This window comes from Rhizobium sp. 22-785-1 (assembly GCF_053521965.1).
On sequence record NZ_JBNWDI010000007.1, the window covers coordinates 98,972 to 123,388 of the forward strand.

Here is a 24,417-nt window from a genome sequence, read left to right on the forward strand (position 1 = left end):
ACTGAGGAGGGAATGAACATGGATGGTCAATCCTCATGCCCTCCTCGAAGCCCACCTTCTGTCTGCCTCTAGGTCTCGTTTGCTATCTTAACTATGGGTATGGACGGGAAAATGGGACACTCATCCCGCCCTCGACTCCATCGTCTTCACCAGCCGTGAGACTGTCTGCTTCGGCCATCCCGTTTGCCTCACGACAGCCGCTTGGGAATGACCAGCAGCCAGCAATTCACGGATGACCTGTGTCTTCGTCTCCACCTTCCTGGGCTTCGGACCCTTGGTCTTCATCTGCTCCGTCAGGGCAGCGCGGACAGCAGCCTGTCCTTCCGGCGTGACGAGGACGCATTGGGTCTTCCTGCCTCCGTGGTCGAAGGTGATGGGGATGACAAGGCCATCCTCCACCCCCTCACGGGTCGCCTGAGGAACGCGCTCATACCGGGGCTTGGTCACCTCCGGTGCGCAGATCATCGGGACTTCCTTGGTCGTCAGGACACGGACCACGGCTCCGATCTTATCCAGCGCATCGGTCACCTTCTGGGACGACAAACCGAGTTGGTCGGAGAGTTTCGAGATGGTCAGGCATCCTGTCACGACCTCCCCCGTGAGGGGGTTGATAATCTCGCCACGCTTGCGTCTGGCTGCGTAGGGGAAGCCACGACCATCATCGCTGGGGACGAAGGTCAAAGGCTTCCCTCCACGGGCAATCGCGGCTTCTCTCTGGGCAGCGATCCACGCTGCGAAGTCAGCCACGGAGCGACCTCTTGGCTGGTCCCCCGCAGCGCGTCAGGTTGGACTTGCGAAGGTCGAGGCGGTCACGGCTGCGGTAGCGGATGACTTCACCCCTCCCGGCTCGCATGATCTCACGAGCGACCGGGACGATGTTCCCGAAGCGCTGATGGTAGACGCAGACGTAGTGGTTTCCCTGACCATCGCCGCTGAGGAACCAGTTCATTGACAGGCCACGGCTCACGAGGCGGTCGAAATCATCCCGGTCGATGGTGACCGAGGAACCGCAGTGAAGGGTGACGCAGACCGTCAGGCCGTCTTTGGAGAAGCTGATGGGACGTTTCGTTTCAATCGGGTTATGCATGTGAAGGTCTCATGATTGGTTGCGTTGCAGAGCGTCCTGCGCTCTCAGAACCCGCCCCTCCCGTCCGCTGCCGGGGCCTGTGAAGGGGACACACGCGCACACGCCAGCGACCACCACGGACCTTCACGAACACGGAAGGCGCGGGCGGTGCAGCGATGGACAGGGACTGGAGGGGGACGAGAAGGGCGAGTCGTGAGAGAACAGCTTAGGGGCCGCTGCCGGTTACTGACGGGCTGTCATGGTCGGGTCTCCCCAAATCTGGGGACACCTAAAAAGCTCCCCCGGCGGTCCCTATGCGCCAGCGAACTGGAGCGATGAGGACCAGCCGAGGGCAAGGCTGTCAGGAACATGGCTGAGATACCCATCTCCCAGATGTCGGGGACGGATGGTCTGTGAGCTTATCCAGATAGAAGGGGTAATTGCAGAGGATCCTCGACTTCTTCTACCCTATGTGGCGGGTAATCGACGGGCGGTCGGATCACGGGCCAGGACCGCAGGTTTTCCTTATTGCAGGGGTAAATGCCGGGGGCTCCCGAAATTCTTCTACTATAAGGGGCGGGAAATCTCTGATTGCTTCTTTGGTGGCGCTGCAACTCTCAGGGTGGATAGGCCGTGAGTGCGAGATATGAGCAGAGTTGCTCACATATTCCATTTCATGCTGCGAGCTAGACGCAAAAGTGCGTTCAGCGGTTGCTACTGCTCCGAAATCTGGGGCAGTGCTGGACGTCTTCCAGCTCCTGCCAGCGGTCCACCAGACGGGCGGTGGACTCAGGGGAAAGCTGGGCAACGATCACATAGCTGTCGCGCTTACCAATCCGGTACTCTTCGACTGTCTGGCCGAGATGGTTCTTAACTTCCTCCAATGGAGGGAGTTGGATCACTACGCGGTCTGCGAGTCTTTCGATGGTCCGCTTCACGTTGTCGCTGCTGCCCTCAGGCCAGCGCTGCGGCACTCAACAGTTTTGCAGCGCCCCTTTCCCGTGACACTTCCATGGTAAGCGCCCCGAGTGGGGGCGAGTGGCGAGACTCGACCAGCTCTGCGATCTCGCGGCTGGACATGGTGAGGACGGAGGGGGTGGAGAGTGCGGTGAGGTTGGAGGGGTCTCCCGGAAATTCGGGATACCGACGTCAATAGGCTCGAAAAGCCAGAAGCCCCGCCAGATGGACCGGCAGGGCTCCTCATCACATCTCAGACCGCTGCCGTCTCTGCGGCCCTTCTGGTCTTCCTGACGAAATCCCAGCGCCTCATCTTGCCGTCAGGATGTTCGAACCAGTGGCGACGGTCAAAGGCGAACTCGAAGCTGTTGGTCTCGAAGGCGAAGTCGAGGAAGCCGAGGATTTCGATTTTGAGTTTGAAGCGTCTGATGCTGAATGCGATTTCCATGTCAGTCCGTAGTCATGCTGTTGCGAATGATCACGTTCCGGCCAGAACGGGCATTGGATAACGCAGCCAAGAGTCAGGCGTCAAGTCAGAAAAGTGTTCTTTTTCAATTAGATATACCCACACATGGATAGATCGGATGCGATGGAATTGGTGGCGCAAGGCGGGATCGATGCCCTCACGCGATGAGGGGTTAGTGTACCGAATGCACTAAGTCCCGACCTCTTGGTGTTCCTCATGGTGGTGCGGGTCGATAGCCTCAATTCGATTTAGGGTTTCCTCGCTGAGGCTGAGGCTTTTTCTGTATCTGATAAAGAGAACGTTCGTCATCGATCAAACGAGGCTACATCTCGGTAGGTCGCTGCGAGGGAGCCCCTGACAAACCTAAGTCTGTCTTAGCTTTTTTCTCACCGGCCACGTACATGCCATCCTTGCGGATCGCGGGGAGGACTTCATGACGGACCCAGCGGTCGAAAGCCTTGGCTTCAGGTTTTAAAGAACGGCCAATGAGCTTGTAGAGGCCGGGCTCCGAGACCAGCGTTGCCTGAGCCATGCCTTTCCCCGGAATAGTATTCATGGGAACGGGGCGCTTCTCATCTGCATCGAGCTTCTTGAGATGAGCCGAAGTTCCGTAGGTGATATCCAGTTCGAGCGTCCGGCAGACATCAGAAGCAACGAACCACGGCTGGCCGTCGATCTCGACTACGCGAATGGTGTTGGAGAGGTCATCCCCCAAATAATCTTGGGGGGAACGAGGCGCTTCTCGTTGTCATCTGCTCTGGAGATAAGTGAGTTCAGCTCACTTGGAGCTCACCCCTCCAAGTCGATCCTTGGAACCTTCGCCATCTCCTTCGCCAGCCCCGGCAGCAGCGCTTGGCTGCGACCATAGCCTTCGTCTGATGCGCCTGTGGTGCGCCCTGTTATATAAAGACGAGCTTTGTCGAGAACGCCCCCGGTTACGCAGCGGTCTTCGAAGAGGTGACGCCATCCGTGGTTAGGTGCCAGCTCGGCGCGTTTGATACCGACTTCACCCCGCAGCCATTCGGAGATGTTCGGCTGGGACCGAGGCGGGAAGATGCGCTTTCCAGCTGGGCAGGATTTGACGAAGTCGATCAGTCCTTCGTCGATCAGCGCAGGGTGGACCGGCACCTTTCGAATGCTGTTCCTGTTCTTCAGGGACTTACCGCCCTTGGTCGTCAATTCGAAGAACCAATCGTCACCGACTTGGAAGAAGTCCTCACGGCGAAGCTGGGCCACTTCATTGATACGCGCACCTGAATAGGCGCACATCCACGGAAGCCACCGCAGTTCCGGCTTCTTTTCCTGCCTCGCTGCGAGAAGGGTGGCGCGGGCTTCGTCCAGGGTGAACGTCCTGTCCTCACTCGCCACCGGGGCGGCATCTGGTGTTGTGACGAGATGCAGCGGGTGAACGTCAGGAAAGACCGCACCAAGGGTTTGTTCTCGTGCCCACTGGATCACGGTCTTCAGGTTCTGGATGCGCTGCCCCACGGTGTTGTTCGACAGCTTGCCATCCGCCAGCATGGCTCGTTTCCATCGGTCAGCTTCTTGGGCCGTCACGGTGCTGATAAGGTCGCTGCCACGGAAGGCCACGAACTCCGCAGCAGCAAGCCGGAACTTCCTCACCGTTGCATCCCTCATAGGCGCGGCATCTTTCCCTGCGGCCTTGTTCGAGACCTGAGTATCGATGACGCTATCAAACGTCAGTTCGTCTGTGGTTTGGTCACCGGCTGGACTGCTGGTCTTCGGCCTCACGACCTCCAAGGGCGGGTACTTCGCCGCCCCGGTGTCTGGCGAGTAGTCCCCTTCGGCTCGCCTGAGGGTCACCATGGCCGCATCGTCGAGACTATCCACAACAAGTTCGAGGAGTCGTGCTCGCTGTTCAGGATGCAGTTGGACGCACTGATGAGCGAGGAAAGCGTCGACCATCGGGCCGAAGCGCTTGCTGAGTCCTGCGGCCTTTTGCGACTCACCACCGATGGCGAGAGAGTTCACCTTTCCGACCCTCGCTGCTGCGTTCATGTCCAGCACCTTCATCCACAGGGAAGTGCTTCCCGGCTCGTCTTCGAAGGCTGTTACGAAGGCGTTCCTGAGGGCACCTGCGAGGGCGACCAACTGCTTGTGAGTGAGTCGCTCCACGGGCTTTCGCTGCATGGCCCAATAGCGTTGGAGGAAGTCGTAGGTCTCTACGAACCGGACCTTGGCGGTCGCTGCTTTCGCGGTCTCCAGCGAGACCTTCACGAACTCGCCTATGCGGACCTCACGGGGGCGGCCATCGACAGGAACGGTCACGGTCACGCCTTTGAGGCGGTCTTTCAGATCGGAGGGGACGCGAACCCGGAGATAGTAGTTGGGGCCAATCCTGATCGGAGTGGGCATCGAAAGACCCATGTGTACCACCCTTGTGTACCAAGACAGGTGGCGCATACGTCAATAAATTCAGATTGTTCAGGCATCTCAATGGGATGAGATGGTGGGCGATGAGAGACTCGAACTCCCGACATCCTCGGTGTAAACGAGGCGCTCTACCAACTGAGCTAATCGCCCTTCGCGTTCTGCGGATCGTGTCCGCCGCGTCGGTGGCCGTGATCTATTCGGATCGAGCGGAAACCGCAAGAGCCTTTGTGAAGTTTTTTTGTTTTTTTCTGAATTTTCGTTGCACATCGTCACTCAAGGACGTCATCTGTCCGCATCACAGGCTAACCTTTCCAGAGACTTATGACCAGGTTGAGTTATTCCTCAAGCGTCACCCTCCCACAGATGGCGCAGGCAATGTCCTCCAGATCGCTCGGACGAACACGTCGGTGCCAGTGCCAAAATGTTGATGTCTCTTAATTGCAGTGATGCTGAGTCATCGATGGGAAATGGATGCCTGCGTGTTCGAGAGGGCAGGGCAGGCCATTACCCGTCTGTAGCCGGCGCCTTATGAACAAGAATCATGGCAGCCTTCAAAAGAAAATGCCGGGCTGTGGAAAAGACGTGGCTGAGGCATCCGTCCCACTTTTGGCGGATCGCCCCAAAAATCAGGCGTTTGGGAGTCCACGCCTACAGCAAAATGCATAAGCTTATTCTTTTGTCGTGAAACCTGCTTGACACCCCCACACGAACCCCTTAGTTAGCCGCTCAACGAACAGCCGAGGCGGTTCGTGCAGCGGGGTGAAAGCCCCCTGTCAGGAGATGCGGGTGTAGCTCAGTCGGTTAGAGTGCCGGCCTGTCACGCCGGAGGTCGCGGGTTCGAGCCCCGTCACTCGCGCCATCCTGTCCCTCGGAACTCTACGGACGCTAAGCGTTCGTCATGCGCGGGTGTAGCTCAGTCGGTTAGAGTGCCGGCCTGTCACGCCGGAGGTCGCGGGTTCGAGCCCCGTCACTCGCGCCATTTTTATATACCTTCAATAGCCTGAATTGTATCTTGGAGACGGCGGTTTGCGCTGCGAGATCGATCGGATCTCGCTCCCGTGGAGCCGTCGCATTGTTGCTCCGGAAAGTCCAGTTTCAGTGCCTCTTCGATGTCATAAAACGTTACCGGAGGGCGCAAAATTACGTGACTTTTTAAAAGCGTCTTTCAAACGATTTTTGTCGATGTTTCTGAAGTATTTAGCTATACTTCGGATGATCGATGCACCAGCTGTTTGACGCGACGGTGTCTAATCCGTGGCGGGATTGGCGCGAAAAGGTGCTTAAACCCTTGCAGAGATGGCGCGGCTGCGCTAACCACTGCGGCGTTGCAACACAATTCGGCCCTGCGGAACGTCGGTTCCAAATGGGTGCCCGACACTCGGTCGGGCAAGGAAGAGACAATGACTGAACTCCTCAGTTCCTATATTCCAATCGCAATCTTTATCGGTATCGCACTCGTCATCGGCCTGGCGCTGTTGATCGCGCCTTTCGCGGTTGCTTACAAGAATCCCGATCCTGAGAAGCTTTCCGCATTCGAGTGCGGTTTCAACGCGTTCGACGATGCGCGCATGAAGTTCGACATTCGATTCTATCTCGTTTCGATCCTTTTCATCATCTTCGACCTTGAAGTCGCATTCCTCTTCCCTTGGGCTGTGTCCTTCGGTGAACTCGGCTGGTTCGGCTTTTGGTCCATGATGGTGTTTCTGGCCGTTCTGACCATCGGCTTCATCTATGAATGGAAGAAGGGAGCGCTGGAATGGGCGTAGTTCAAAACGACTCGACGCTTATCGCGCAAAAGCCCAAGGGCATTATCGATCCAGCCACCGGCAAACCGGTTGGTAGCGACGACGCCTATTTCAGCGAAATCAATGACGAGCTGGCCGACAAGGGCTTTCTCGTCACCTCGACCGACGAGCTCATCACCTGGGCGCGCACCGGCTCGCTGATGTGGATGCAGTTCGGTCTTGCCTGCTGCGCCGTCGAAGGTCTCATGCAGGCGTCCGGTCCGCGTTACGACATGGAGCGCTTCGGCGTTGCCCCGCGCGCTTCACCGCGGCAGTCGGACGTGATGATCGTTGCCGGCACGCTCACCAACAAGATGGCGCCAGCACTTCGCAAGGTCTATGACCAGATGCCGGAGCCGCGTTACGTCATCTCCATGGGCTCATGTGCCAATGGCGGCGGGTATTATCACTATTCCTACGCCGTCGTTCGCGGTTGCGACCGTGTCGTGCCAGTCGACATTTATGTGCCAGGCTGTCCCCCCACGGCCGAAGCGTTGCTTTACGGCGTGCTTCTGCTGCAGAAGAAAATCCGCCGCACAGGCACGATCGAGCGTTAAGGGCAGAGGACTGAAGAATGAGCGAAGCTCTTAACGATTTCGCGGCCTATGTGCAGGAAGCGCGCGGCTCTCTTATTGAGTCGCATGCCATCGCTTACGGCGAGTTGACGCTGAACACGACACCGGAAAGCATCATCGCGCTTCTGACCTTCCTGCGCGACGACGTGCAGTGCAGTTTTGTCAACATCATCGACATTTGCGGCGTTGACTGGCCGCAGCGCGAAAAGCGCTTCGACGTCGTCTATCATCTGCTGTCGCCGCGCCAGAACCTGCGTGTTCGCATCAAGCTTCAAGCGGCGGAAGACGAGGCCGTTCCGTCTGCGACGTCCGTATTCTATGGCGCCGAGTGGTTCGAGCGCGAAGCCTGGGACATGTATGGCATTCCATTCGAAGGCCATTCCGATCTTCGTCGTATCCTCACAGATTACGGCTTCGAAGGTCATCCGCTGCGCAAGGATTTTCCGCTCACCGGTTTTGTGGAAGTGCGTTACGATGACGTCCAGAAACGCGTTCTTTACGAGCCCGTGGAGTTGAAGCAGGAATTCCGCAGCTTCGACTTCCTCTCGCCTTGGGAAGGGACGGATTACGTTCTTCCGGGCGATGAAAAGGCCAAGCAATGAGCGAAGCGATTTCCACAGAGCAGGGACAGTGTCTTTGCGGCGCCGTTCGCGTTGAAGCGACGATCGGCGCCCGGGAAATGGGGGCGTGCCATTGCTCCATGTGCCGTCGCTGGTCCGGCGGTGTTTTCCTCGCTGTTGAATGCCAGTCCGTATCGGTTGAGAACGCAGCCGCGCTCGGCGTGTATTCGTCCTCCGAATGGGGTGAGCGCTGCTTCTGCAAGGCGTGCGGCAGCACGGTGATGTGGCGCTCCAAGGATGGCGCGCATTTTGCCGTTTCTGCTCAGCTCTTCAACGACCCGTCCAGCTTCACGCTGGCATCGCAGATTTTCATTGACGAAAAGCCGACAAGCTATTCGTTCGCCGAGGCCACTAAGACCATGACCGGCCCCGAATTCATCGCCATGATCACGTCGGCGGAGCAACACTGATGACTGAACATAACGTTCGCAATTTTACGATCAACTTCGGTCCGGAACATCCATCCGCGCACGGTGTGCTGCGTCTGGTTCTGGAACTCGATGGCGAAATCGTCGAGCGCGTCGATCCGCATATTGGCTTGCTTCACCGCGGCACGGAAAAGCTGATCGAAGCCAAGACCTATCTTCAGGCTGTCCCATACTTCGACCGTCTCGACTATGTCGCGCCGATGAACCAGGAACACGCCTTTGCGCTTGCTGTCGAACGGCTGCTCGGGCTTGAAATCCCGATGCGCGGCCAGTTGATCCGCGTTCTCTACTCGGAAATCGGCCGCATCCTGTCGCACATCATGAACGTCACGACGCAGGCCATGGACGTAGGCGCCATGACGCCGCCGGTCTGGGGCTTCGAAGAGCGCGAAAAGCTGATGGTGTTTTATGAGCGCGCCTGCGGCGCACGCATGCACGCCGCCTATTTCCGTCCCGGCGGTGTCCACCAGGACATTCCACCGGAACTAGTTGATGATATCGGCAAGTGGTGCGATCCGTTCATCACCGTTCTCGACAATATCGAAGGCCTTCTGACCGACAACCGCATCTACAAACAGCGTAACGTCGATATCGGCGTCGTGTCGCTAGAAGATGCGTTTGCCTGGGGCTTTACAGGCGTGATGGTTCGCGGTTCCGGCGCTGCCTGGGATCTGCGCCGTGCGCAGCCTTACGAATGCTATTCCGATCTCGAATTTGATATTCCAGTCGGCAAGCATGGCGACTGCTACGACCGATATCTGATCCGCATGCAGGAAATGCGCGAATCGGTGAAGATCATGAAGCAGTGCGTCGAGCTTCTGTCGGGCAAGCATCGCATTGGTGCGGTCTCGGCGCTTGATGGCAAGGTTGTTCCACCGAAGCGCGGTGAGATGAAGCGCTCGATGGAAGCGCTGATCCATCACTTCAAGCTCTACACCGAGGGCTACCACGTACCGGCTGGCGAAGTGTATGCGGCCGTCGAAGCGCCCAAGGGCGAGTTCGGCGTCTATGTTGTGGCAGATGGCACCAACAAGCCCTACCGCTGCAAGATCCGCGCTCCGGGCTATGCCCACCTGCAGGCGATGGACTTCCTCTGCAAGGGTCATCAGCTCGCTGACGTGACCGCTGTGCTCGGCTCTCTCGACATCGTGTTCGGGGAGGTTGACCGCTGATGCGTCTGCCGCTGGCCATATCGGCTTTGCTTGCCGCCACGACACCGCTCTTCGCCCAGACGGCGACGAGCGACGTGTCGTCGGGTGGAAGCGGCGGCAGTTCGACGATCAAGCAGCTGCTGGATTTGGGGTACGAGATCAAGTCTTCGCTCCCAAACGGCAGCAAATTCATTGTGTTTATGCAAAAAGACAAAGCGGCTTACGCTTGCGAGTTCGTCACGGTGGCGAGATCGCGGTGTGAATCGTTAAATTGATGAGGCGTGAGGAAGTATGTCCGTTCGTCGACTAGCCGAAGATCAGTTCCAGCCCGCAAGCTTCGCATTCAATGCGGACAATACGGTGTGGGCGGAAAAGACGATCAAGAAATATCCGGAAGGACGACAGCAGTCCGCGGTCATCCCGCTGCTGATGCGCGCCCAGGAGCAAGACGGCTGGGTCACCCGCGCCGCCATCGAGAAGATCGCCGAGATGCTGGATATGGCCTATATCCGCGTTCTCGAAGTTGCGACTTTTTATACGCAGTTCCAGATCAAGCCAGTGGGTACCAAGGCTCACATCCAGGTCTGCGGCACGACGCCATGCATGCTGCGTGGCTCTGAAGCGCTGATGGACGTCTGCCGCCACAAGATCCATCACGATCCGCTGCATACCAACGAAAGCGGCACGCTCTCTTGGGAAGAAGTTGAATGTCAGGGCGCCTGTGTGAATGCGCCTATGGTCATCATTTTCAAGGATGCTTACGAGGATCTGACGCCTGAGCGCCTGGAAGAGATCATTGATGCCTTCGAAGCAGGCAAGGGTGATACGATCGCGCCTGGTCCTCAGATCGATCGTCATCTGTCTGCACCTGTCGGTCCGCTGACGACGTTGACGGAAGAAACAAAGCCGGATCGCTCCAATCTCGACAAGAAAGAAGAGCCTGCAGCAGATGCTGCGCAGACGCCGCCTTCCAACGCTGCAAAGCCGAAGACGGATACACCGGAAACCGATCCGAAGCTGAAGACGCCGGCGACGGAGCCGAAGGCTGCAGCAGAAAATGCCAAGGCTGCCGATACCAACAGCGATGCCAAGAAGTCGCAGTGAGAGGTTGAACCATGCTGAAAGATCAAGATCGTATCTTTACCAATCTCTACGGCCTCAAGGACAAGTCGCTCAAGGGCAACATGGCACGTGGCCACTGGGATGGCACCAAGCAGATCATCGAAAAGGGCCGTGACTGGATCATCAACGAGATGAAGGCGTCCGGTCTTCGTGGTCGTGGGGGTGCAGGCTTCCCAACCGGCCTGAAGTGGTCCTTCATGCCGAAGGAAAGCGATGGCCGCCCGCATTACCTCGTCGTCAATGCCGACGAGTCCGAGCCTGGTACCTGCAAGGACCGCGAAATCCTGCGCCACGATCCGCATACGCTGATCGAAGGCTGCGTGATCGCCGGTTTCGCCATGGGTGCTCATACCGCTTACATTTATGTGCGCGGCGAATATATGCGTGAACGCGAAGCGCTTCAGGCTGCAATCGATGAGTGCTACGACGCTGGTCTGCTCGGCGCTAACAACAAGAATGGCTGGGACTTCGACATCTACGTTCACCATGGCGCGGGTGCCTATATCTGCGGCGAGGAAACGGCTCTGCTCGAAAGCCTGGAAGGCAAGAAGGGCCAGCCGCGCCTGAAGCCGCCATTCCCGGCCAATATGGGTCTCTATGGCTGCCCGACCACGGTCAACAACGTGGAATCGATTGCGGTTGCACCGACGATCCTGCGTCGTGGCGCGTCCTGGTTCTCTTCGATCGGCCGCCCGAACAATGTCGGCACCAAGCTGTTCATGGTCTCTGGTCATGTTGAGCGTCCGTGCACCTTCGAAGATGCGCTGGGTCTGTCCTTCAAGGAATTGATCGAGCGTCACTGTGGTGGCATTCGCGGCGGTTGGGATAATCTTCTCGGCGTCATTCCTGGCGGCGCATCCTGCCCCATCGTTCGCGGTGAGGACATGAAGGACGCTATCATGGACTTCGACGGCATGCGCGAAGTGAAGTCGTCCTTCGGTACCGGCGGCATGATCGTCATGGACAAGTCCACCGACGTCATCAAGGCGATTGCCCGTATCGCGGCTTTCTTCAAGCATGAGAGCTGTGGCCAATGCACGCCATGCCGCGAGGGCACCGGCTGGATGTGGCGCGTTCTCGAGCGTATGGTTAAGGGCAACGCGCAGAAGCGCGAAATCGACATGCTGTTCGAAGTGACCAAGCAGATCGAAGGCCACACCATCTGTGCGCTTGGCGATGCTGCCGCGTGGCCGGTTCAGGCGCTAATCCGCAATTTCCGTCCGGAGATCGAAAAGCGCATCGACCAATACACTTACAGGGCCATGGATGACGGCGCTGTAATGGAAGCTGCCGAATAACGCTTAACGCGCGTGACAAGGCATGGGACCGGGTTTCACCGATCCCGCAAATCATTTAAGCATCCGGTCGAATCTCACCGATACGGCAGGATGCGATCGGGATTTGTCGTGGACCGCTTGTTTGGCGGGACGGACAGGCAACAGGACGTAAGTAGAACCATGACAAAGCTCAAGGTTGACGGTAAAGAGATCGAGGTTCCGGATCATTTCACGCTGCTTCAGGCGTGCGAGGAGGCTGGCGCCGAAGTTCCGCGCTTTTGTTTTCATGAGCGTTTGTCGGTAGCCGGTAACTGCCGCATGTGTCTGATCGAGGTGAAGGGCGGACCGCCCAAGCCTGCGGCTTCCTGCGCCATGGGTGTGCGCGATATTCGCGGTGGCCCGAACGGCGAGTTGCCGGAAGTGTTTACCAACACGCCGATGGTCAAGAAGGCCCGCGAAGGTGTGATGGAGTTCCTGCTCATCAACCACCCGCTGGATTGCCCGATCTGCGACCAGGGCGGCGAATGCGACCTGCAGGACCAGGCCATGGCCTTCGGCATTGCCGGTTCGCGCTATTCTGAGAACAAGCGTGCGGTTGAAGACAAATATATCGGCCCGCTCGTCAAGACGGTGATGAACCGCTGCATCCACTGCACGCGCTGCGTCCGTTTCACCACGGAAGTTGCCGGCATTTCCGAACTCGGCCTGATCGGTCGTGGCGAGGATGCCGAAATCACAACCTATCTTGAGCAGGCAATGACCTCCGAGCTGCAGGGCAACGTGGTTGATCTCTGCCCGGTTGGGGCTCTGACCTCCAAGCCTTTCGCCTTCACCGCCCGTCCGTGGGAGCTCGGCAAGACCGAAACCATCGACGTGATGGATGCTCTGGGCTCCGCAATTCGCGTTGACACGCGTGGCCGTGAAGTCATGCGCATTATGCCGCGCGTCAACGAAGCCATCAATGAAGAGTGGATTTCTGACAAGAGCCGCTTCATCTGGGACGGCCTGAAGACACAGCGTCTCGATCGTCCTTACGTCCGTAAAGATGGCCGTTTGCAGGCTGCGACCTGGGGTGAAGCCTTCGGTGCGATCAAGGCTGCCGTTTCGGCCACGACCGGTGACAAGATCGGCGCCATTGCTGGCGATCTTGCATCCGTCGAAGAAATGTTCGCGCTAAAGTCGCTTCTCGCATCGCTCGGCTCGACGAATATCGATTGCCGCCAGGATGGTACAGCGCTTCATCCGTCGCACGGACGTGCCAGCTACATCTTCAATACGACGATCCAGGGCATCGAAAAGGCAGATGCGCTGCTGATCATCGGCTCAAACCCCCGCTTCGAAGCGGCTGTTCTCAACGCTCGCATCCGCAAGCGCTGGCGCCGTGGCGGCTTCCCGATCGGCGTGATCGGTGAAGCAGGCGAGCTGCGTTACGAGTACGAGTACCTGGGTGCCGGCACCGATACGCTGACCGATCTGGTTAATGGCTCAGGAAGCTTCGTTGAGAAGTTGAAGGCTGCCAAGAACCCGATGATCATCGTTGGTCAAGGCGCTCTGACACGCGAAGACGGTGCAGCAATTCTGGCTGATGCTGCAAAGCTCGCCGGAAACATCGGTGCAGTCTCCGAAGGCTGGAATGGCTTCTCGGTTCTGCATACTGCAGCCTCGCGCGTCGGCGGTCTCGATCTCGGCTTCGTGCCTGCGGATACCTCCGCAAACGCCGCTTCCATCGTTGCGTCTTCCGACGTGCTCTTCCTGCTCGGTGCGGATGAACTCGATCTTTCGGCCAAGGCCGCAAAGCTCACCGTCTACATCGGTTCGCATGGTGACAGTGGCGCGATGAATGCCGACGTCATCCTGCCGGGTGCTGCCTATACCGAAAAATCAGGTATTTGGGTCAACACAGAAGGCCGCGTTCAACTCGGTAACCGCGCAGGCTTTGCCCCTGGCGAAGCGCGTGAAGACTGGGCGATCCTGCGTGCCCTTTCCGATGTTCTCGGCAACAAGCTGCCATTCGACAGCCTGTCCGGCCTGCGTGCGCAGCTTTACATCGCGCACCCGCACTTTGCGGATACCGATGAGATTGCTGCGGGCAATGTTCACGACCTGACGGCGTTGTCCGGTAAGACCGGCACTCTTAACAAGGCGGCCTTCGCGACGCCGGTTAAGGATTTCTATTTGACGAACCCGATTGCGAGAGCGTCCGCCGTAATGGCCGAATGTTCCGCATTGGCCCGCAACAATTTCAAGGCTGCGGCAGAGTAAGGGTAGGGGATTATGGACTCGTTTTTCTGGAGCTATGTCTGGCCAGCGCTGATTATTGTGGGCCAGTCTCTGCTGCTTCTCGTTATACTTCTGGTCGCGATCGCGTTCCTGCTTCTGGCGGACCGCAAGATCTGGGCTGCCGTGCAGCTGCGCCGCGGCCCGAACGTCGTGGGCCCTTTCGGTCTCTTCCAGTCCTTCGCCGACCTTTTGAAGTTCATCCTCAAGGAGCCGGTTATTCCATCCGGCGCCAACAAGGCCGTCTTCCTGCTGGCACCCCTTGTCGCTGTGACGCTGGCACTTGCCACCTACGCTGTCATCCCCTTCAACCAGGGCTGGGTTGTCGCCAACATCAATGTCGGCATTCTTTATATCTTCGCGATTTCGTCGCTTGAAGTGTATGGCATCATCATGGGTGGCTGGGCGTCTAACTCCAAATATCCGTTCCTCGGCGCGCTTCGTTCCGCGGCGCAGATGGTATCCTACGAAGTCTCGATTGGTCTCGTGATCGTCACTGTTCTGCTCTGCGTCGGTTCGCTGAATTTGACGGACATCGTCAATGCGCAGCATTCCGGTATCGGCACGTCGCTCGGTTTGCCGGCGTCGTTCCTGGACTGGCACTGGCTGCCGCTCTTCCCGATGTTCATCGTCTTCTTCATTTCGTCGTTGGCCGAAACCAATCGTCCACCGTTCGATCTGCCGGAAGCGGAATCGGAACTTGTAGCCGGTCACATGGTGGAGTATGGCTCCACCCCGTACATGATGTTCATGCTGGGCGAATACGCCGCCATCGTTCTGATGTGCTGCCTAACGACCATTCTCTTCCTTGGCGGCTGGCTGCCGATCGTCGATGTGTGGTTCCTGAACTGGGTGCCGGGCATTGTCTGGTTCGTCCTGAAGGGCGTCATGGTGTTCTTCATGTTCGGTCTGGTGAAGGCATTCGTCCCGCGTTACCGCTATGACCAGTTGATGCGTCTTGGCTGGAAGGTCTTCCTTCCGCTGTCGCTTGCCATGGTCGTGATTGTTGCATTCGTACTCAAGCTGACGGCAGGGGCATGATGATGTCCGAACTCCTCGCTTGCAGATTTGGAGGTTGAGATGGCCAGTTTTTCCCAAGCCGTCAATTCGCTGTTCCTAAAGGAATTCGTTGGCGCGATCTTTTTGACCATGCGCCACTTCTTCAAACAGAAGGCAACGGTGAACTATCCTTTCGAAAAGGGTCCGGTAAGCCCACGCTTCCGCGGCGAGCACGCGCTGCGTCGCTATCCGAACGGTGAAGAACGCTGCATCGCCTGCAAGCTGTGTGAAGCGATCTGTCCTGCTCAGGCAATCACCATCGAAGCCGGCCCACGCCGCAATGATGGTACGCGCCGCACGGTTCGTTACGACATCGACATGGTAAAGTGCATCTATTGCGGCTTCTGCCAGGAAGCCTGCCCGGTGGACGCGATCGTTGAAGGCCCTAATTTCGAGTTTGCGACGGAAACCCGAGAAGAACTCTATTTCGACAAGCAGAAGCTTCTCGACAATGGTGATCGCTGGGAGCGCGAAATCGCGCGCAACCTCGCTTTGGATGCGCCTTATCGCTAAGGCTTACTCCATGTCTTCGGAGTTTCACTCCGGGGATGGCAAAAGATGAAATGCCTGTCGGCGATCGCTGGCGGGAACGAAACGGGCAGGGCGGTCTGGAGGCCGCTTTTGCCCGGTGAGGACAAAAAGGCACCAACATGGGTCTGCACGCTGTATTCTTCTACATATTCGCTTTCGTCGCCGTGGCGTCTGCATTTCTGGTCATCGCTTCCAAGAACCCGGTTCACTCGGTTCTTTTCTTGATCCTGACCTTCTTCAACGCGGCCGCGCTCTTCCTGCTGACGGGTGCCGAGTTCCTTGGCATGATTCTGCTGGTCGTTTATGTCGGCGCTGTGGCGGTGCTGTTCCTCTTCGTCGTCATGATGCTGGATGTCGATTTCGCCGAGCTGCGTTCCGGCGTGCTGCAATACGCTCCGATCGGCGCTCTTATCGGTGTGATTCTTGCGGCAGAACTGATCATTGTCATCGGGGGCAGCGTGCTCAACCCGCAGGCGGCCAAGTCCATCACCATGCCGATCCCCAATCCTCTTGAGCGCGCCAATACCGCAGCCCTGGGTGACGTGCTTTATACGAACTACGTCTACTTCTTCCAGCTGGCAGGTCTCGTACTGCTGGTGGCCATGATCGGCGCCATCGTGCTGACGCTGCGTCACCGCACCGACATCAAGCGTCAGGACATTTCAACCCAGGTCGCCCGCAATCCTAAGACCGCCGTTACGACGGTCAAGGTCAAGCCGGGTCAGGGCCTCTGAGGCGCGAACGGATCCAAGGAATATAGAATATGGAAATCGGTCTTTCCCATTACCTGACGGTCAGCGCGATCCTCTTTACGATCGGCATCTTCGGTATCTTCCTCAACCGCAAGAACGTTATCGTCATCCTCATGTCGATCGAGCTCATCCTTCTGGCTGTCAATCTTAACATGGTGGCCTTTTCCTGGGTGCTGAACGATATCGTCGGCCAGGTCTTCGCCCTGTTCATTCTGACTGTTGCGGCTGCTGAAGCGGCCATCGGTCTTGCAATACTCGTAGTCTTCTACCGCAACCGCGGATCGATCGCCGTGGAAGACGTCAATATGATGAAGGGCTGATAAGGCTATGATCTACAAGGCTATCGTCTTTCTTCCGCTGATCGGCTTCCTGATCGCTGGTCTTTTCGGCCGGTCCATCGGCGCCAAGGCCTCGGAGTATGTCACCACCGGCCTGATGATCGTGGTCGCGGTTCTCTCCTGGATCGTCTTCTTCGACGTCGCGCTTCTGACCCATGAGGCCGGCGAGGTCATCAAGGTGCCGGTACTGCGCTGGATCCAGTCCGGCGGCATCGACGTCGAATGGGCGTTCCGCATCGACACGCTGACCGCGGTTATGTTCGTCGTGGTCAACACGGTGTCCTGTCTCGTGCATCTGTACTCCATCGGGTACATGCATCATGATCCGCATCGTCCGCGTTTCTTCGCCTATCTGTCGCTCTTTACCTTCGCCATGCTGATGCTGGTGACCTCCGACAACCTGCTGCAGATGTTCTTCGGCTGGGAAGGAGTTGGTCTGGCGTCCTATCTGCTGATCGGTTTCTGGTTCAAGAAGCCGTCTGCATCGGCTGCTGCCATGAAGGCTTTCATCGTCAACCGCGTCGGTGACTTTGGCTTCATCCTTGGCATCTCCGGTCTCTTCGTTCTGTTCGGTTCGATCAATTTCGAAACGATCTTCGCAACGGCCGGTTCTTATCTGCCTGCCGATGGCGCGGCCGCCACGGAAACGGTGATCAACCTCTTCGGCATGCAGCTGGACAAGGCCCACGCAGTTACCGCCGTCTGCCTTCTGCTGTTCATGGGCTCTATGGGTAAGTCTGCGCAGTTCCTGCTGCACACCTGGCTCCCTGACGCCATGGAAGGCCCGACCCCCGTTTCGGCTCTTATCCATGCTGCAACCATGGTGACCGCGGGCGTCTTTTTGGTGGCGCGCATGTCGCCGATCTTCGAACTGTCTCCGACCGCGCTCACCTTCGTCACGCTGATTGGCGCAATTACCGCCTTCTTTGCCGCGACCGTCGGTCTGGTGCAGAATGATATCAAGCGCGTTATTGCCTACTCGACCTGCTCGCAGCTCGGCTACATGTTCGTGGCGCTTGGCGTTGGCGCATATGGCGCCGCCGTCTTCCACCTCTTCACCCACGCCTTCTTCAAGGCGCTGCTGTTCCTTTGCGCCGGTTCGGTCATCCACGCTGTGGATGGAGAGCAGGACATGCGTTACATGGGTGGTCTTCGTAAGCACATCCCAATCACCTTCTGGACGATGACCGTTGGCACGCTTGCTCTGACGGGCGTTGGTATTCCTGGAACGATGATCGGCTTTGCCGGCTTCTTCTCCAAGGACGTGATTATCGAATCCTCCTTTGCGTCGCATAGCCCGCTTGCTGGTTTCGCCTTCACGCTTCTGGTCGTCGCAGCGCTCTTCACCAGCTTCTACTCCTGGCGTCTGGCCTTCATGACATTCTTCGGCAAGCCGCGCGCTTCTGCGGATGTCATGCATCACGTCCATGAATCGCCGATGGTAATGCTGATCCCGCTCTTCGTCCTGACGGTGGGTGCGATCTTTGCCGGTGTCGTGTTTGAAGGCTACTTCTTCGGCCCTGAATATTCGGAATTCTGGAAGGGCGCGCTCTTTACGCTTCCGTCCAACGAAATACTCGAAGAGTTCCACCATGTGCCACTTTGGGTTAAGTGGAGCCCCTTCATTGCCATGCTTCTCGGCTTCGTCACCGCCTGGTACTTCTACATCAAGTCGCCACAGACGCCGAAGCGTCTGGCAGAGACCCATCGCGGCCTCTACCAGTTCCTTCTGAACAAGTGGTACTTCGACGAACTCTACGACTTCCTCTTTGTTCGCTCCGCGAAGGCGCTTGGCCGCTTCCTGTGGAAGAAGGGCGATGTGGCTGTCATTGATGCCTATGGCCCCAACGGTATTGCAGCGCGCGTGGTTGATGTGACCAACCGTGTCGTCCGTCTGCAGTCCGGTTACCTTTATCACTATGCTTTCGCGATGCTGATCGGCATCGCAGCACTAGTCACCTGGATGATGCTCGGGAGTGCCCTCTGATGACCGATTGGCCCATTCTTTCAACGGTCACCTTCCTGCCGCTCGTCGGCGTGGTGCTCCTGCTTCTGACGAATGAAAACGGCCCGTTCGGGCGCCGCAACATTCTCAACGTCTCGCTTCTGACGACGGTGTTCACCTTCATCGTCTCGCTCTTGATCTGGGTCGGCTTCGACAATTCGAACCCCGGCTTCCAGATGGTCGAGAAGCACAACTGGTTCGGCAGCATCGCTGCCTACCATCTGGGCGTTGACGGCATCTCCATGCTCTTCGTCATCCTGACGACGTTCCTCATGCCCTTCTGCGTTCTTGCAAGCTGGGATTCGATCGAGAAGCGCCTTAAGGAATACATGATCGCCTTCCTTCTTTTGGAAGTCGTCATGATCGGCGTGTTCGTGGCGCTTGATACCGTTCTCTTCTACGTGTTCTTCGAAGCAACGCTGATCCCGATGTTCATCATCATCGGCGTATGGGGCGGCAAGGATCGCGTCTATGCTTCCTACAAGTTCTTCCTCTACACGCTTTTGGGTTCCGTTCTGACCATGCTCGCCATCATGGCGATGTACTGGCAGGCTGGCACGACAGATATGACCGAGCTTCTGAAGCACGGCTTCCCGGCTGGCATGCAGACCTGGCTCTGGCTGGCCTGCTTCGCAGCCTTCGCGGTGAAGATGCCGATGTGGCCTGTTCACACCTGGCTTCCCGATGCGCACGTTCAGGCGCCGACCGCAGGCTCTGTCATCCTGGCTGGCGTCATGCTGAAGCTCGGTGGCTACGGTTTCATCCGCTTCTCGCTGTCGATGTTCCCGCTGGCATCCGAACACTTCGCACCCTTCGTCTTCACGCTGTCGGTCCTTGCCATCATCTACACCTCTCTGGTGGCAATGATGCAGGAAGACATCAAGAAGCTGATCGCCTACTCCTCGGTCGCCCATATGGGTTACGTGACGATGGGTATCTTCGCCGCCAATGTGCAGGGTCTGCAGGGTGCGATCTTCCAGATGTTGTCGCACGGTATCGTATCGGGTGCGCTCTTCCTCTGCGTCGGCGTCGTCTATGACCGTCTCCACACCCGCGAGATCGCGGCTTATGGCGGCCTCGTCAACAACATGCCTAAATATGCTGTGGCCTTCATGGTCTTTACGATGGCCAATGTCGGTCTGCCTGGCACCTCTGGCTTCGTCGGCGAATTCCTGACGATCGTCGGTGTCTTCCGCGCCAACACCTGGGTGGCACTCTTTGCCGCAACCGGCGTCATTCTCTCTGCATCCTATGCTCTGTGGCTTTACCGCCGCGTCATCTTCGGTGCGCTTGAGAAGGAAAGCCTGAAGGCGATGCTCGATCTCAACACCCGTGAGAAGGTAATCCTTTATCCGCTCGTGGTGCTGACGATCTTCTTCGGCGTCTACCCGGCACCGGTCTTCGATGCGACGGCGGCATCGGTAGATCTCGTGATCAATAATTATACAGCCGCATTGCAGGCAGCGCAGAATGTTGCGCTTTCTCTGAACTGACGACAGGACCCGTGGGATATGACCGCTGAACTTCTTTTTGCCAGTCTGCGCATCGCGACGCCCGAACTGATCCTTGCGATCGGTGCGCTGGCGCTGCTCATGATCGGCGTCTTCTCCGGCGACAAGTCGACCAACACTGTGACGGGTCTTGCCGTCGCGCTTTTGGTTGTCGTTGGCCTGTGGATCATCTTCGCCCCTGCAAGCGGCCTGGCCTTCGGCGGCGTTTACGTCGCCGATGCCTTCGGCAACTTCATGAAGATCCTGGCGCTGATCGGCTCGATCGTCGCCATGATCCTTTCGGTCGGCCACAGCCGCGTTGAGCCGATCGGACGCTTCGAATATCCGGTGCTTCTGGTTCTGGCGACGCTCGGCATCCTGCTGATGATTTCCGCCAACAACCTGATTTCGCTTTATATGGCACTCGAGCTTCAGTCGCTGGCGCTCTACGTCATCTGCGCGATCAACCGCGAAAGCCTGCGCTCGACAGAGGCCGGTCTGAAGTACTTCGTTCTCGGCGCACTGTCTTCCGGCATGCTGCTTTACGGCATGTCGCTGGTTTATGGCTTTACCGGCAACACCGGCTTCCAGGAAATCGCAACCGTTCTTTCCTCCGAAACCCGTTCGCTCGGCCTCGTCTTCGGTCTGGTCTTCGTGCTGGCCGGTCTGGCGTTCAAGATTTCCGCCGTGCCGTTCCACATGTGGACGCCGGACGTATATGAAGGCGCGCCGACCCCTGTGACTGCGTTCCTTGCCGCAGCTCCAAAAATCGGCGCCATGGCGATCTTCGTTCGCATCGTCGTTGACGCGTTCCAGCCTGTCTTCACCGACTGGCAGCAGATCGTCGTCTTCGTGTCGATCGCCTCGATGCTGCTTGGCTCGTTCGCTGCCATTGGTCAGAAGAACATCAAGCGCCTGATGGCCTACTCGTCGATCGGTCACATGGGCTATGCTCTTGTCGGTCTTGCCGCAGGTACGCAGGATGGTGTTGCAGGCGTGTTGATCTACATGGCTGTCTACATGGGCATGACGCTCGGTACCTTCGCCTGCATTCTGGCCATGCGTCGCAAGGAAGTCGGCAATGTCGAGAATGTCGATGATCTGGCTGGTCTGTCATCGACAAACCCGTTCATGGCTCTGGTGCTGACGGCTCTGATGTTCTCACTGGCAGGTATCCCACCGCTCGCAGGCTTCTTCGGCAAATACTACGTCTTCCTGGCTGCCATCGAAGCGAAGCTCTATGCCCTGGCCGTGATCGGCGTGATCGCATCCGTCGTCGGTGCCTATTACTATCTGCGCATCGTCAAGGTCATGTGGTTCGACGAGGCCAAGGGTGGGTTTGAAAAGGCTGCGGGCGAGCTACGGATCGTTTACGCACTATCGGGTCTCTTCGTCGTTGCCTTCATCTTCTTCGGTGGCATGCTCGGTAACGCCGTGACAGCTGCGGCGAAGACGTTCTTTTGAGCGAAAACCTTATGAAACAGCGCCGGTTGTCGCTCGATGACTTCCGGCACGAGGCATTGGTGGAAACATCTTCCACCAATGTCGAATGCCTCGCCCGGGCGCGCTCGGGCGACAGCGGCAATCTCTGGATAACCGCTATTCGCCAGACTGGCGGCAAGGGCCGCCGCGGTAGGCCATGGGTCTCTGAAGCTGGCAATCTCTACGCGTCTCTTCTTTTGATCGATCCCGCACCGATGGAACAGCTCGGTTCATTGCCGCTTGCCTTTGCGCTCGCCGTCCATCGTGCGATCCGCGTCGTTTTGCCGTTTGGTGGCGCTTCACTGGAAATCAAATGGCCGAATGATATTCTCATTGGCAGAATGAAGACCTGCGGAATTCTCATGGAGGCCGAGCAGTTGTCAGATGGTCGCCGCGCGATCGTCATCGGCATCGGCATCAACATTGCCCATAAACCGGATAACCCTCTTTATCCCGTCACCATGCTTTCCGAGCATGGCGCGTCCTGCGGACCGGACGAACTGTTTGCCCACCTCTATCGTGAGACGGCTGAGGTTCTCGCCCTCTGGAACGAAGGCCGTGGCGTGACCGAGGTCATGCGGGATTGGCGTGCAGCCGCTTGCGGAATTGGCGAACACATCACCGTCAACTTTCCCGACCGCTCCATCGGCGGGCGCTTTGCAGGAATAGATGATCAAGGTTTTCTGTTGCTGGATGAGGATGATGGCCCCAGACGGGCGATCGCCGCTGGCGATGTATTTTTCGGCTGAAGTAGCGCGCGCTCGATGCGTGCCACTTTGGTCTTCGAGTTTGGAGCATCCCTGTTGCTCGTGAAATCAGGGCGTTCATCCGGTCCGCGTCGGCCCGGTATTTCGACGTTTCGATAAGTCCGGCGCGGTCAGTGCAATCGGGAGCGCGGTCTTGAACCCGCGCCCGTTGCACATTGCAGATTGGATAAAGACATGTCTCAACAAGACGAACTGGTTTTCCTGCCGCTTGGCGGCGTGGGCGAAATCGGCATGAACCTCGCCCTTTATGGTTATGGTCCTGCTGCCAAACGGCAATGGATCATGGTCGACTGCGGCGTGACCTTTGCAGGCCTCGATCTGCCTGGCGTCGATCTCGTGCTGCCCGATATCCGCTTCATCGAAGCGCAACGGGAAAACCTCAAAGGTATCATAATCACCCACGCCCATGAGGACCATTACGGCGCGCTGAACGATCTGCGGCCGGGTCTCAATGTGCCTGTTTACGCCTCCGGCTTCACCGCGGGTATGCTGGAAGCCAAGCGCAACTATGAGGGCACGCGCGCGGAAATCCCGATTTCGCCATTCAAAGCGGGCGATCGCATCAATCTCGGTCCGTTCGAGATCGAGGCCATCGGCGTCAACCACTCGATCCCTGAGCCCATGTCACTCGTCATCCGCACTCCGCTTGGCAATGTCGTCCATACCGGTGACTGGAAGATCGATCATGCGCCGTCGTTGGGGCCGCTGACAGATGAAGCTCGTTTCCGCGCCATCGGGGAGGAGGGCGTGCTGGCGCTGCTCTGCGACAGCACCAATGCTGTTCGTGACGGTGTTTCTCCCTCGGAAGAGCAAGTTTCAGAAGGGCTTCGTCAAATCATCGAGAATGCCGAGGGCCGCGTCGCAATCACGACGTTCTCCTCCAATGTCGGCCGTATTCGATCTATTGCGCAGGCGGCGGAGCGCGCTGGTCGGGAAGTACTGCTCCTCGGCTCGTCACTCAAGCGGGTCGTCAACGTTTCGCAGGATCTGGGCATTATGGAAGGCATCAAGCCGTTCCTGGCTGAGGATGAATACGGCTATATTCCTCGGGACAAGGTTGTGGTCATCCTCACCGGCTCGCAAGGTGAGCCGCGTGCAGCGCTTGCCAAGTTGTCCCGCGATGAAATGCGCAATGTAGCGCTCGCCAAGGGCGACACGGTCGTCTTTTCCTCGCGTGCTATACCTGGCAACGAAAAGGCCATTCTCGATATCAAGAACGGTCTGATAGAGCAGGGCATCCACATCATCACCGATAACGAGGCTCTGGTTCACGTCTCTGGCCACCCGCGCCGCAACGAGCTTTTGCGCATGTATGAGTGGACCAAGCCGAAGATCCTCGTGCCTGTGCATGGCGAAGCAGCACATCTCGTGGCCCAGAAGGAACTGGCAGAGCAGGCCGGTATCAAGCAGGTTCCGAAGGTGCGCAATGGCAATATTCTTCGCTTGGCACCTGGACCGGCGGAGGTGATCGACGATGCGCCGCACGGACGCATTTTCAAGGATGGTCGTCTTGTCGGCGACTTCGAGGAAATGGGTATCGGTGATCGCCGCAAGCTTTCCTTCGCAGGTCACGTCTCGGTCAATGTCGTTCTGGACAGCCGCTACGATTTCCACGGCGATCCGGACGTGGTTCCTTTCGGTCTTCCTGAATTTGACGACGAAGGCGAGGCAATGGAAGACACGCTCTACGATGCCGTCCTCGGTGCCATTGAAAGCATCCCGCGCGCTCGCCGCAAGGATCTGGACCTGCTGCGCGAAGCGGTCCGTCGCGCCGTGCGCGCCGCCGCCAATCAGACATGGGGCAAAAAGCCGATCGTCACGGTATTCGTGACGAAGATTTGACGATAAGTTCGGTGATGCGCGCTGGGATAGACGC

Annotated in this window: 23 protein-coding genes, 3 tRNA genes and 1 pseudogene; 20 read left to right on the forward strand and 7 right to left on the reverse strand. The window is 57.8% G+C overall.

Annotated features, from left to right (window positions below; all coding sequences use genetic code 11):
* Positions 1 to 120: 120 nt before the first annotated feature.
* The 7 genes from ACQZ5M_RS15240 to ACQZ5M_RS15270 form a co-directional block, all read right to left on the reverse strand.
* Positions 121 to 747, reverse strand: coding sequence for a hypothetical protein (locus tag ACQZ5M_RS15240; RefSeq protein ID WP_449080187.1), 627 nt, complete (start codon positions 745 to 747; stop codon positions 121 to 123).
* A complete protein-coding gene (locus ACQZ5M_RS15245; RefSeq protein ID WP_449080188.1) occupies positions 740 to 1,087 on the reverse strand; it encodes a hypothetical protein in 348 nt (115 codons plus the stop codon). The genes ACQZ5M_RS15240 and ACQZ5M_RS15245 overlap by 8 nt, the downstream gene beginning before the upstream one ends.
* Before the next feature lie 683 nt (positions 1,088 to 1,770).
* Positions 1,771 to 1,968 carry a hypothetical protein gene (locus tag ACQZ5M_RS15250; RefSeq protein WP_449080189.1) on the reverse strand — a complete coding sequence of 66 codons (198 nt, stop codon included), beginning with the start codon at positions 1,966 to 1,968 and terminating at the stop codon, positions 1,771 to 1,773.
* Positions 1,969 to 2,276: 308 nt separating this feature from the next.
* Positions 2,277 to 2,471 (reverse strand): hypothetical protein, encoded by a 195-nt coding sequence (locus ACQZ5M_RS15255; RefSeq protein WP_449080190.1) that lies wholly within the window; start codon positions 2,469 to 2,471, stop codon positions 2,277 to 2,279.
* A 340-nt stretch (positions 2,472 to 2,811) separates the two neighbouring features.
* Positions 2,812 to 3,204: a BRO-N domain-containing protein gene (locus ACQZ5M_RS15260; RefSeq protein ID WP_449080191.1), complete on the reverse strand. Its 393-nt coding sequence runs from the start codon at positions 3,202 to 3,204 to the stop codon at positions 2,812 to 2,814.
* A 74-nt stretch (positions 3,205 to 3,278) separates the two neighbouring features.
* Positions 3,279 to 4,877: a hypothetical protein gene (locus tag ACQZ5M_RS15265; RefSeq protein ID WP_449080192.1), complete on the reverse strand. Its 1,599-nt coding sequence runs from the start codon at positions 4,875 to 4,877 to the stop codon at positions 3,279 to 3,281.
* Between the two features lie 80 nt (positions 4,878 to 4,957).
* Positions 4,958 to 5,033, reverse strand: a tRNA-Val gene (locus ACQZ5M_RS15270).
* 632 nt (positions 5,034 to 5,665) lie between these two features.
* On the opposite strand from ACQZ5M_RS15270, the gene ACQZ5M_RS15275 reads away from it, so the two are divergent.
* From ACQZ5M_RS15275 to ACQZ5M_RS15370, 20 genes and pseudogenes are all read left to right on the forward strand, one after another.
* Positions 5,666 to 5,742: transfer RNA gene (locus tag ACQZ5M_RS15275), tRNA-Asp, on the forward strand.
* 43 nt (positions 5,743 to 5,785) lie between these two features.
* Positions 5,786 to 5,862, forward strand: a tRNA-Asp gene (locus tag ACQZ5M_RS15280).
* Between the two features lie 421 nt (positions 5,863 to 6,283).
* Positions 6,284 to 6,649 carry an NADH-quinone oxidoreductase subunit A gene (locus ACQZ5M_RS15285; RefSeq protein WP_027672972.1) on the forward strand — a complete coding sequence of 122 codons (366 nt, stop codon included), beginning with the start codon at positions 6,284 to 6,286 and terminating at the stop codon, positions 6,647 to 6,649.
* Positions 6,640 to 7,224: a NuoB/complex I 20 kDa subunit family protein gene (locus ACQZ5M_RS15290; protein ID WP_296020971.1), complete on the forward strand. Its 585-nt coding sequence runs from the start codon at positions 6,640 to 6,642 to the stop codon at positions 7,222 to 7,224. The genes ACQZ5M_RS15285 and ACQZ5M_RS15290 overlap by 10 nt, the downstream gene beginning before the upstream one ends.
* A gap of 17 nt (positions 7,225 to 7,241) precedes the next feature.
* On the forward strand, positions 7,242 to 7,844 hold the full coding sequence (locus ACQZ5M_RS15295; RefSeq protein ID WP_296020970.1) for an NADH-quinone oxidoreductase subunit C: 603 nt from the start codon (positions 7,242 to 7,244) through the stop codon (positions 7,842 to 7,844).
* Complete coding sequence (locus ACQZ5M_RS15300; protein ID WP_296074897.1) at positions 7,841 to 8,272, forward strand: GFA family protein; 432 nt, start codon at positions 7,841 to 7,843, stop codon at positions 8,270 to 8,272. The genes ACQZ5M_RS15295 and ACQZ5M_RS15300 overlap by 4 nt, the downstream gene beginning before the upstream one ends.
* A complete protein-coding gene (locus ACQZ5M_RS15305; RefSeq protein WP_296020967.1) occupies positions 8,272 to 9,462 on the forward strand; it encodes an NADH-quinone oxidoreductase subunit D in 1,191 nt (396 codons plus the stop codon). The genes ACQZ5M_RS15300 and ACQZ5M_RS15305 overlap by 1 nt, the downstream gene beginning before the upstream one ends.
* The gene (locus ACQZ5M_RS15310; RefSeq protein ID WP_296020966.1) at positions 9,462 to 9,716 is read left to right on the forward strand and encodes a hypothetical protein; all 255 of its coding nucleotides are present in this window, start codon (positions 9,462 to 9,464) and stop codon (positions 9,714 to 9,716) included. Before ACQZ5M_RS15305 ends, ACQZ5M_RS15310 begins: the two co-directional genes overlap by 1 nt.
* A 16-nt stretch (positions 9,717 to 9,732) precedes the next feature.
* A pseudogene (gene nuoE, locus ACQZ5M_RS15315) lies at positions 9,733 to 10,515 on the forward strand (NADH-quinone oxidoreductase subunit NuoE); the annotation flags it as partial.
* Positions 10,516 to 10,556: 41 nt separating this feature from the next.
* Positions 10,557 to 11,861 (forward strand): NADH-quinone oxidoreductase subunit NuoF, encoded by a 1,305-nt coding sequence (gene nuoF, locus ACQZ5M_RS15320; RefSeq protein WP_296020964.1) that lies wholly within the window; start codon positions 10,557 to 10,559, stop codon positions 11,859 to 11,861.
* Between the two features lie 159 nt (positions 11,862 to 12,020).
* Positions 12,021 to 14,102, forward strand: a complete 2,082-nt coding sequence (gene nuoG / locus ACQZ5M_RS15325; RefSeq protein WP_296074893.1) for an NADH-quinone oxidoreductase subunit NuoG — start codon at positions 12,021 to 12,023, stop codon at positions 14,100 to 14,102.
* Positions 14,103 to 14,114: 12 nt separating this feature from the next.
* Positions 14,115 to 15,158, forward strand: coding sequence for an NADH-quinone oxidoreductase subunit NuoH (gene nuoH / locus ACQZ5M_RS15330; protein WP_296020962.1), 1,044 nt, complete (start codon positions 14,115 to 14,117; stop codon positions 15,156 to 15,158).
* Positions 15,159 to 15,197: 39 nt separating this feature from the next.
* Positions 15,198 to 15,689, forward strand: a complete 492-nt coding sequence (gene nuoI, locus ACQZ5M_RS15335; protein ID WP_296074890.1) for an NADH-quinone oxidoreductase subunit NuoI — start codon at positions 15,198 to 15,200, stop codon at positions 15,687 to 15,689.
* A gap of 137 nt (positions 15,690 to 15,826) precedes the next feature.
* Positions 15,827 to 16,441: an NADH-quinone oxidoreductase subunit J gene (locus tag ACQZ5M_RS15340; protein ID WP_296038170.1), complete on the forward strand. Its 615-nt coding sequence runs from the start codon at positions 15,827 to 15,829 to the stop codon at positions 16,439 to 16,441.
* A 29-nt stretch (positions 16,442 to 16,470) separates the two neighbouring features.
* A complete protein-coding gene (gene nuoK / locus ACQZ5M_RS15345; RefSeq protein WP_296020959.1) occupies positions 16,471 to 16,779 on the forward strand; it encodes an NADH-quinone oxidoreductase subunit NuoK in 309 nt (102 codons plus the stop codon).
* 7 nt (positions 16,780 to 16,786) lie between these two features.
* Complete coding sequence (gene nuoL / locus ACQZ5M_RS15350; RefSeq protein ID WP_296020957.1) at positions 16,787 to 18,784, forward strand: NADH-quinone oxidoreductase subunit L; 1,998 nt, start codon at positions 16,787 to 16,789, stop codon at positions 18,782 to 18,784.
* Positions 18,784 to 20,295, forward strand: a complete 1,512-nt coding sequence (locus ACQZ5M_RS15355; protein ID WP_296020955.1) for an NADH-quinone oxidoreductase subunit M — start codon at positions 18,784 to 18,786, stop codon at positions 20,293 to 20,295. Before nuoL ends, ACQZ5M_RS15355 begins: the two co-directional genes overlap by 1 nt.
* A gap of 18 nt (positions 20,296 to 20,313) precedes the next feature.
* On the forward strand, positions 20,314 to 21,756 hold the full coding sequence (gene nuoN, locus ACQZ5M_RS15360; protein ID WP_296020953.1) for an NADH-quinone oxidoreductase subunit NuoN: 1,443 nt from the start codon (positions 20,314 to 20,316) through the stop codon (positions 21,754 to 21,756).
* Positions 21,757 to 21,767: 11 nt separating this feature from the next.
* The gene (locus tag ACQZ5M_RS15365; RefSeq protein ID WP_449080250.1) at positions 21,768 to 22,523 is read left to right on the forward strand and encodes a biotin--[acetyl-CoA-carboxylase] ligase; all 756 of its coding nucleotides are present in this window, start codon (positions 21,768 to 21,770) and stop codon (positions 22,521 to 22,523) included.
* A gap of 192 nt (positions 22,524 to 22,715) precedes the next feature.
* Positions 22,716 to 24,383: a ribonuclease J gene (locus ACQZ5M_RS15370; RefSeq protein WP_449080193.1), complete on the forward strand. Its 1,668-nt coding sequence runs from the start codon at positions 22,716 to 22,718 to the stop codon at positions 24,381 to 24,383.
* The last annotated feature ends 34 nt before the right edge of the window (positions 24,384 to 24,417 follow it).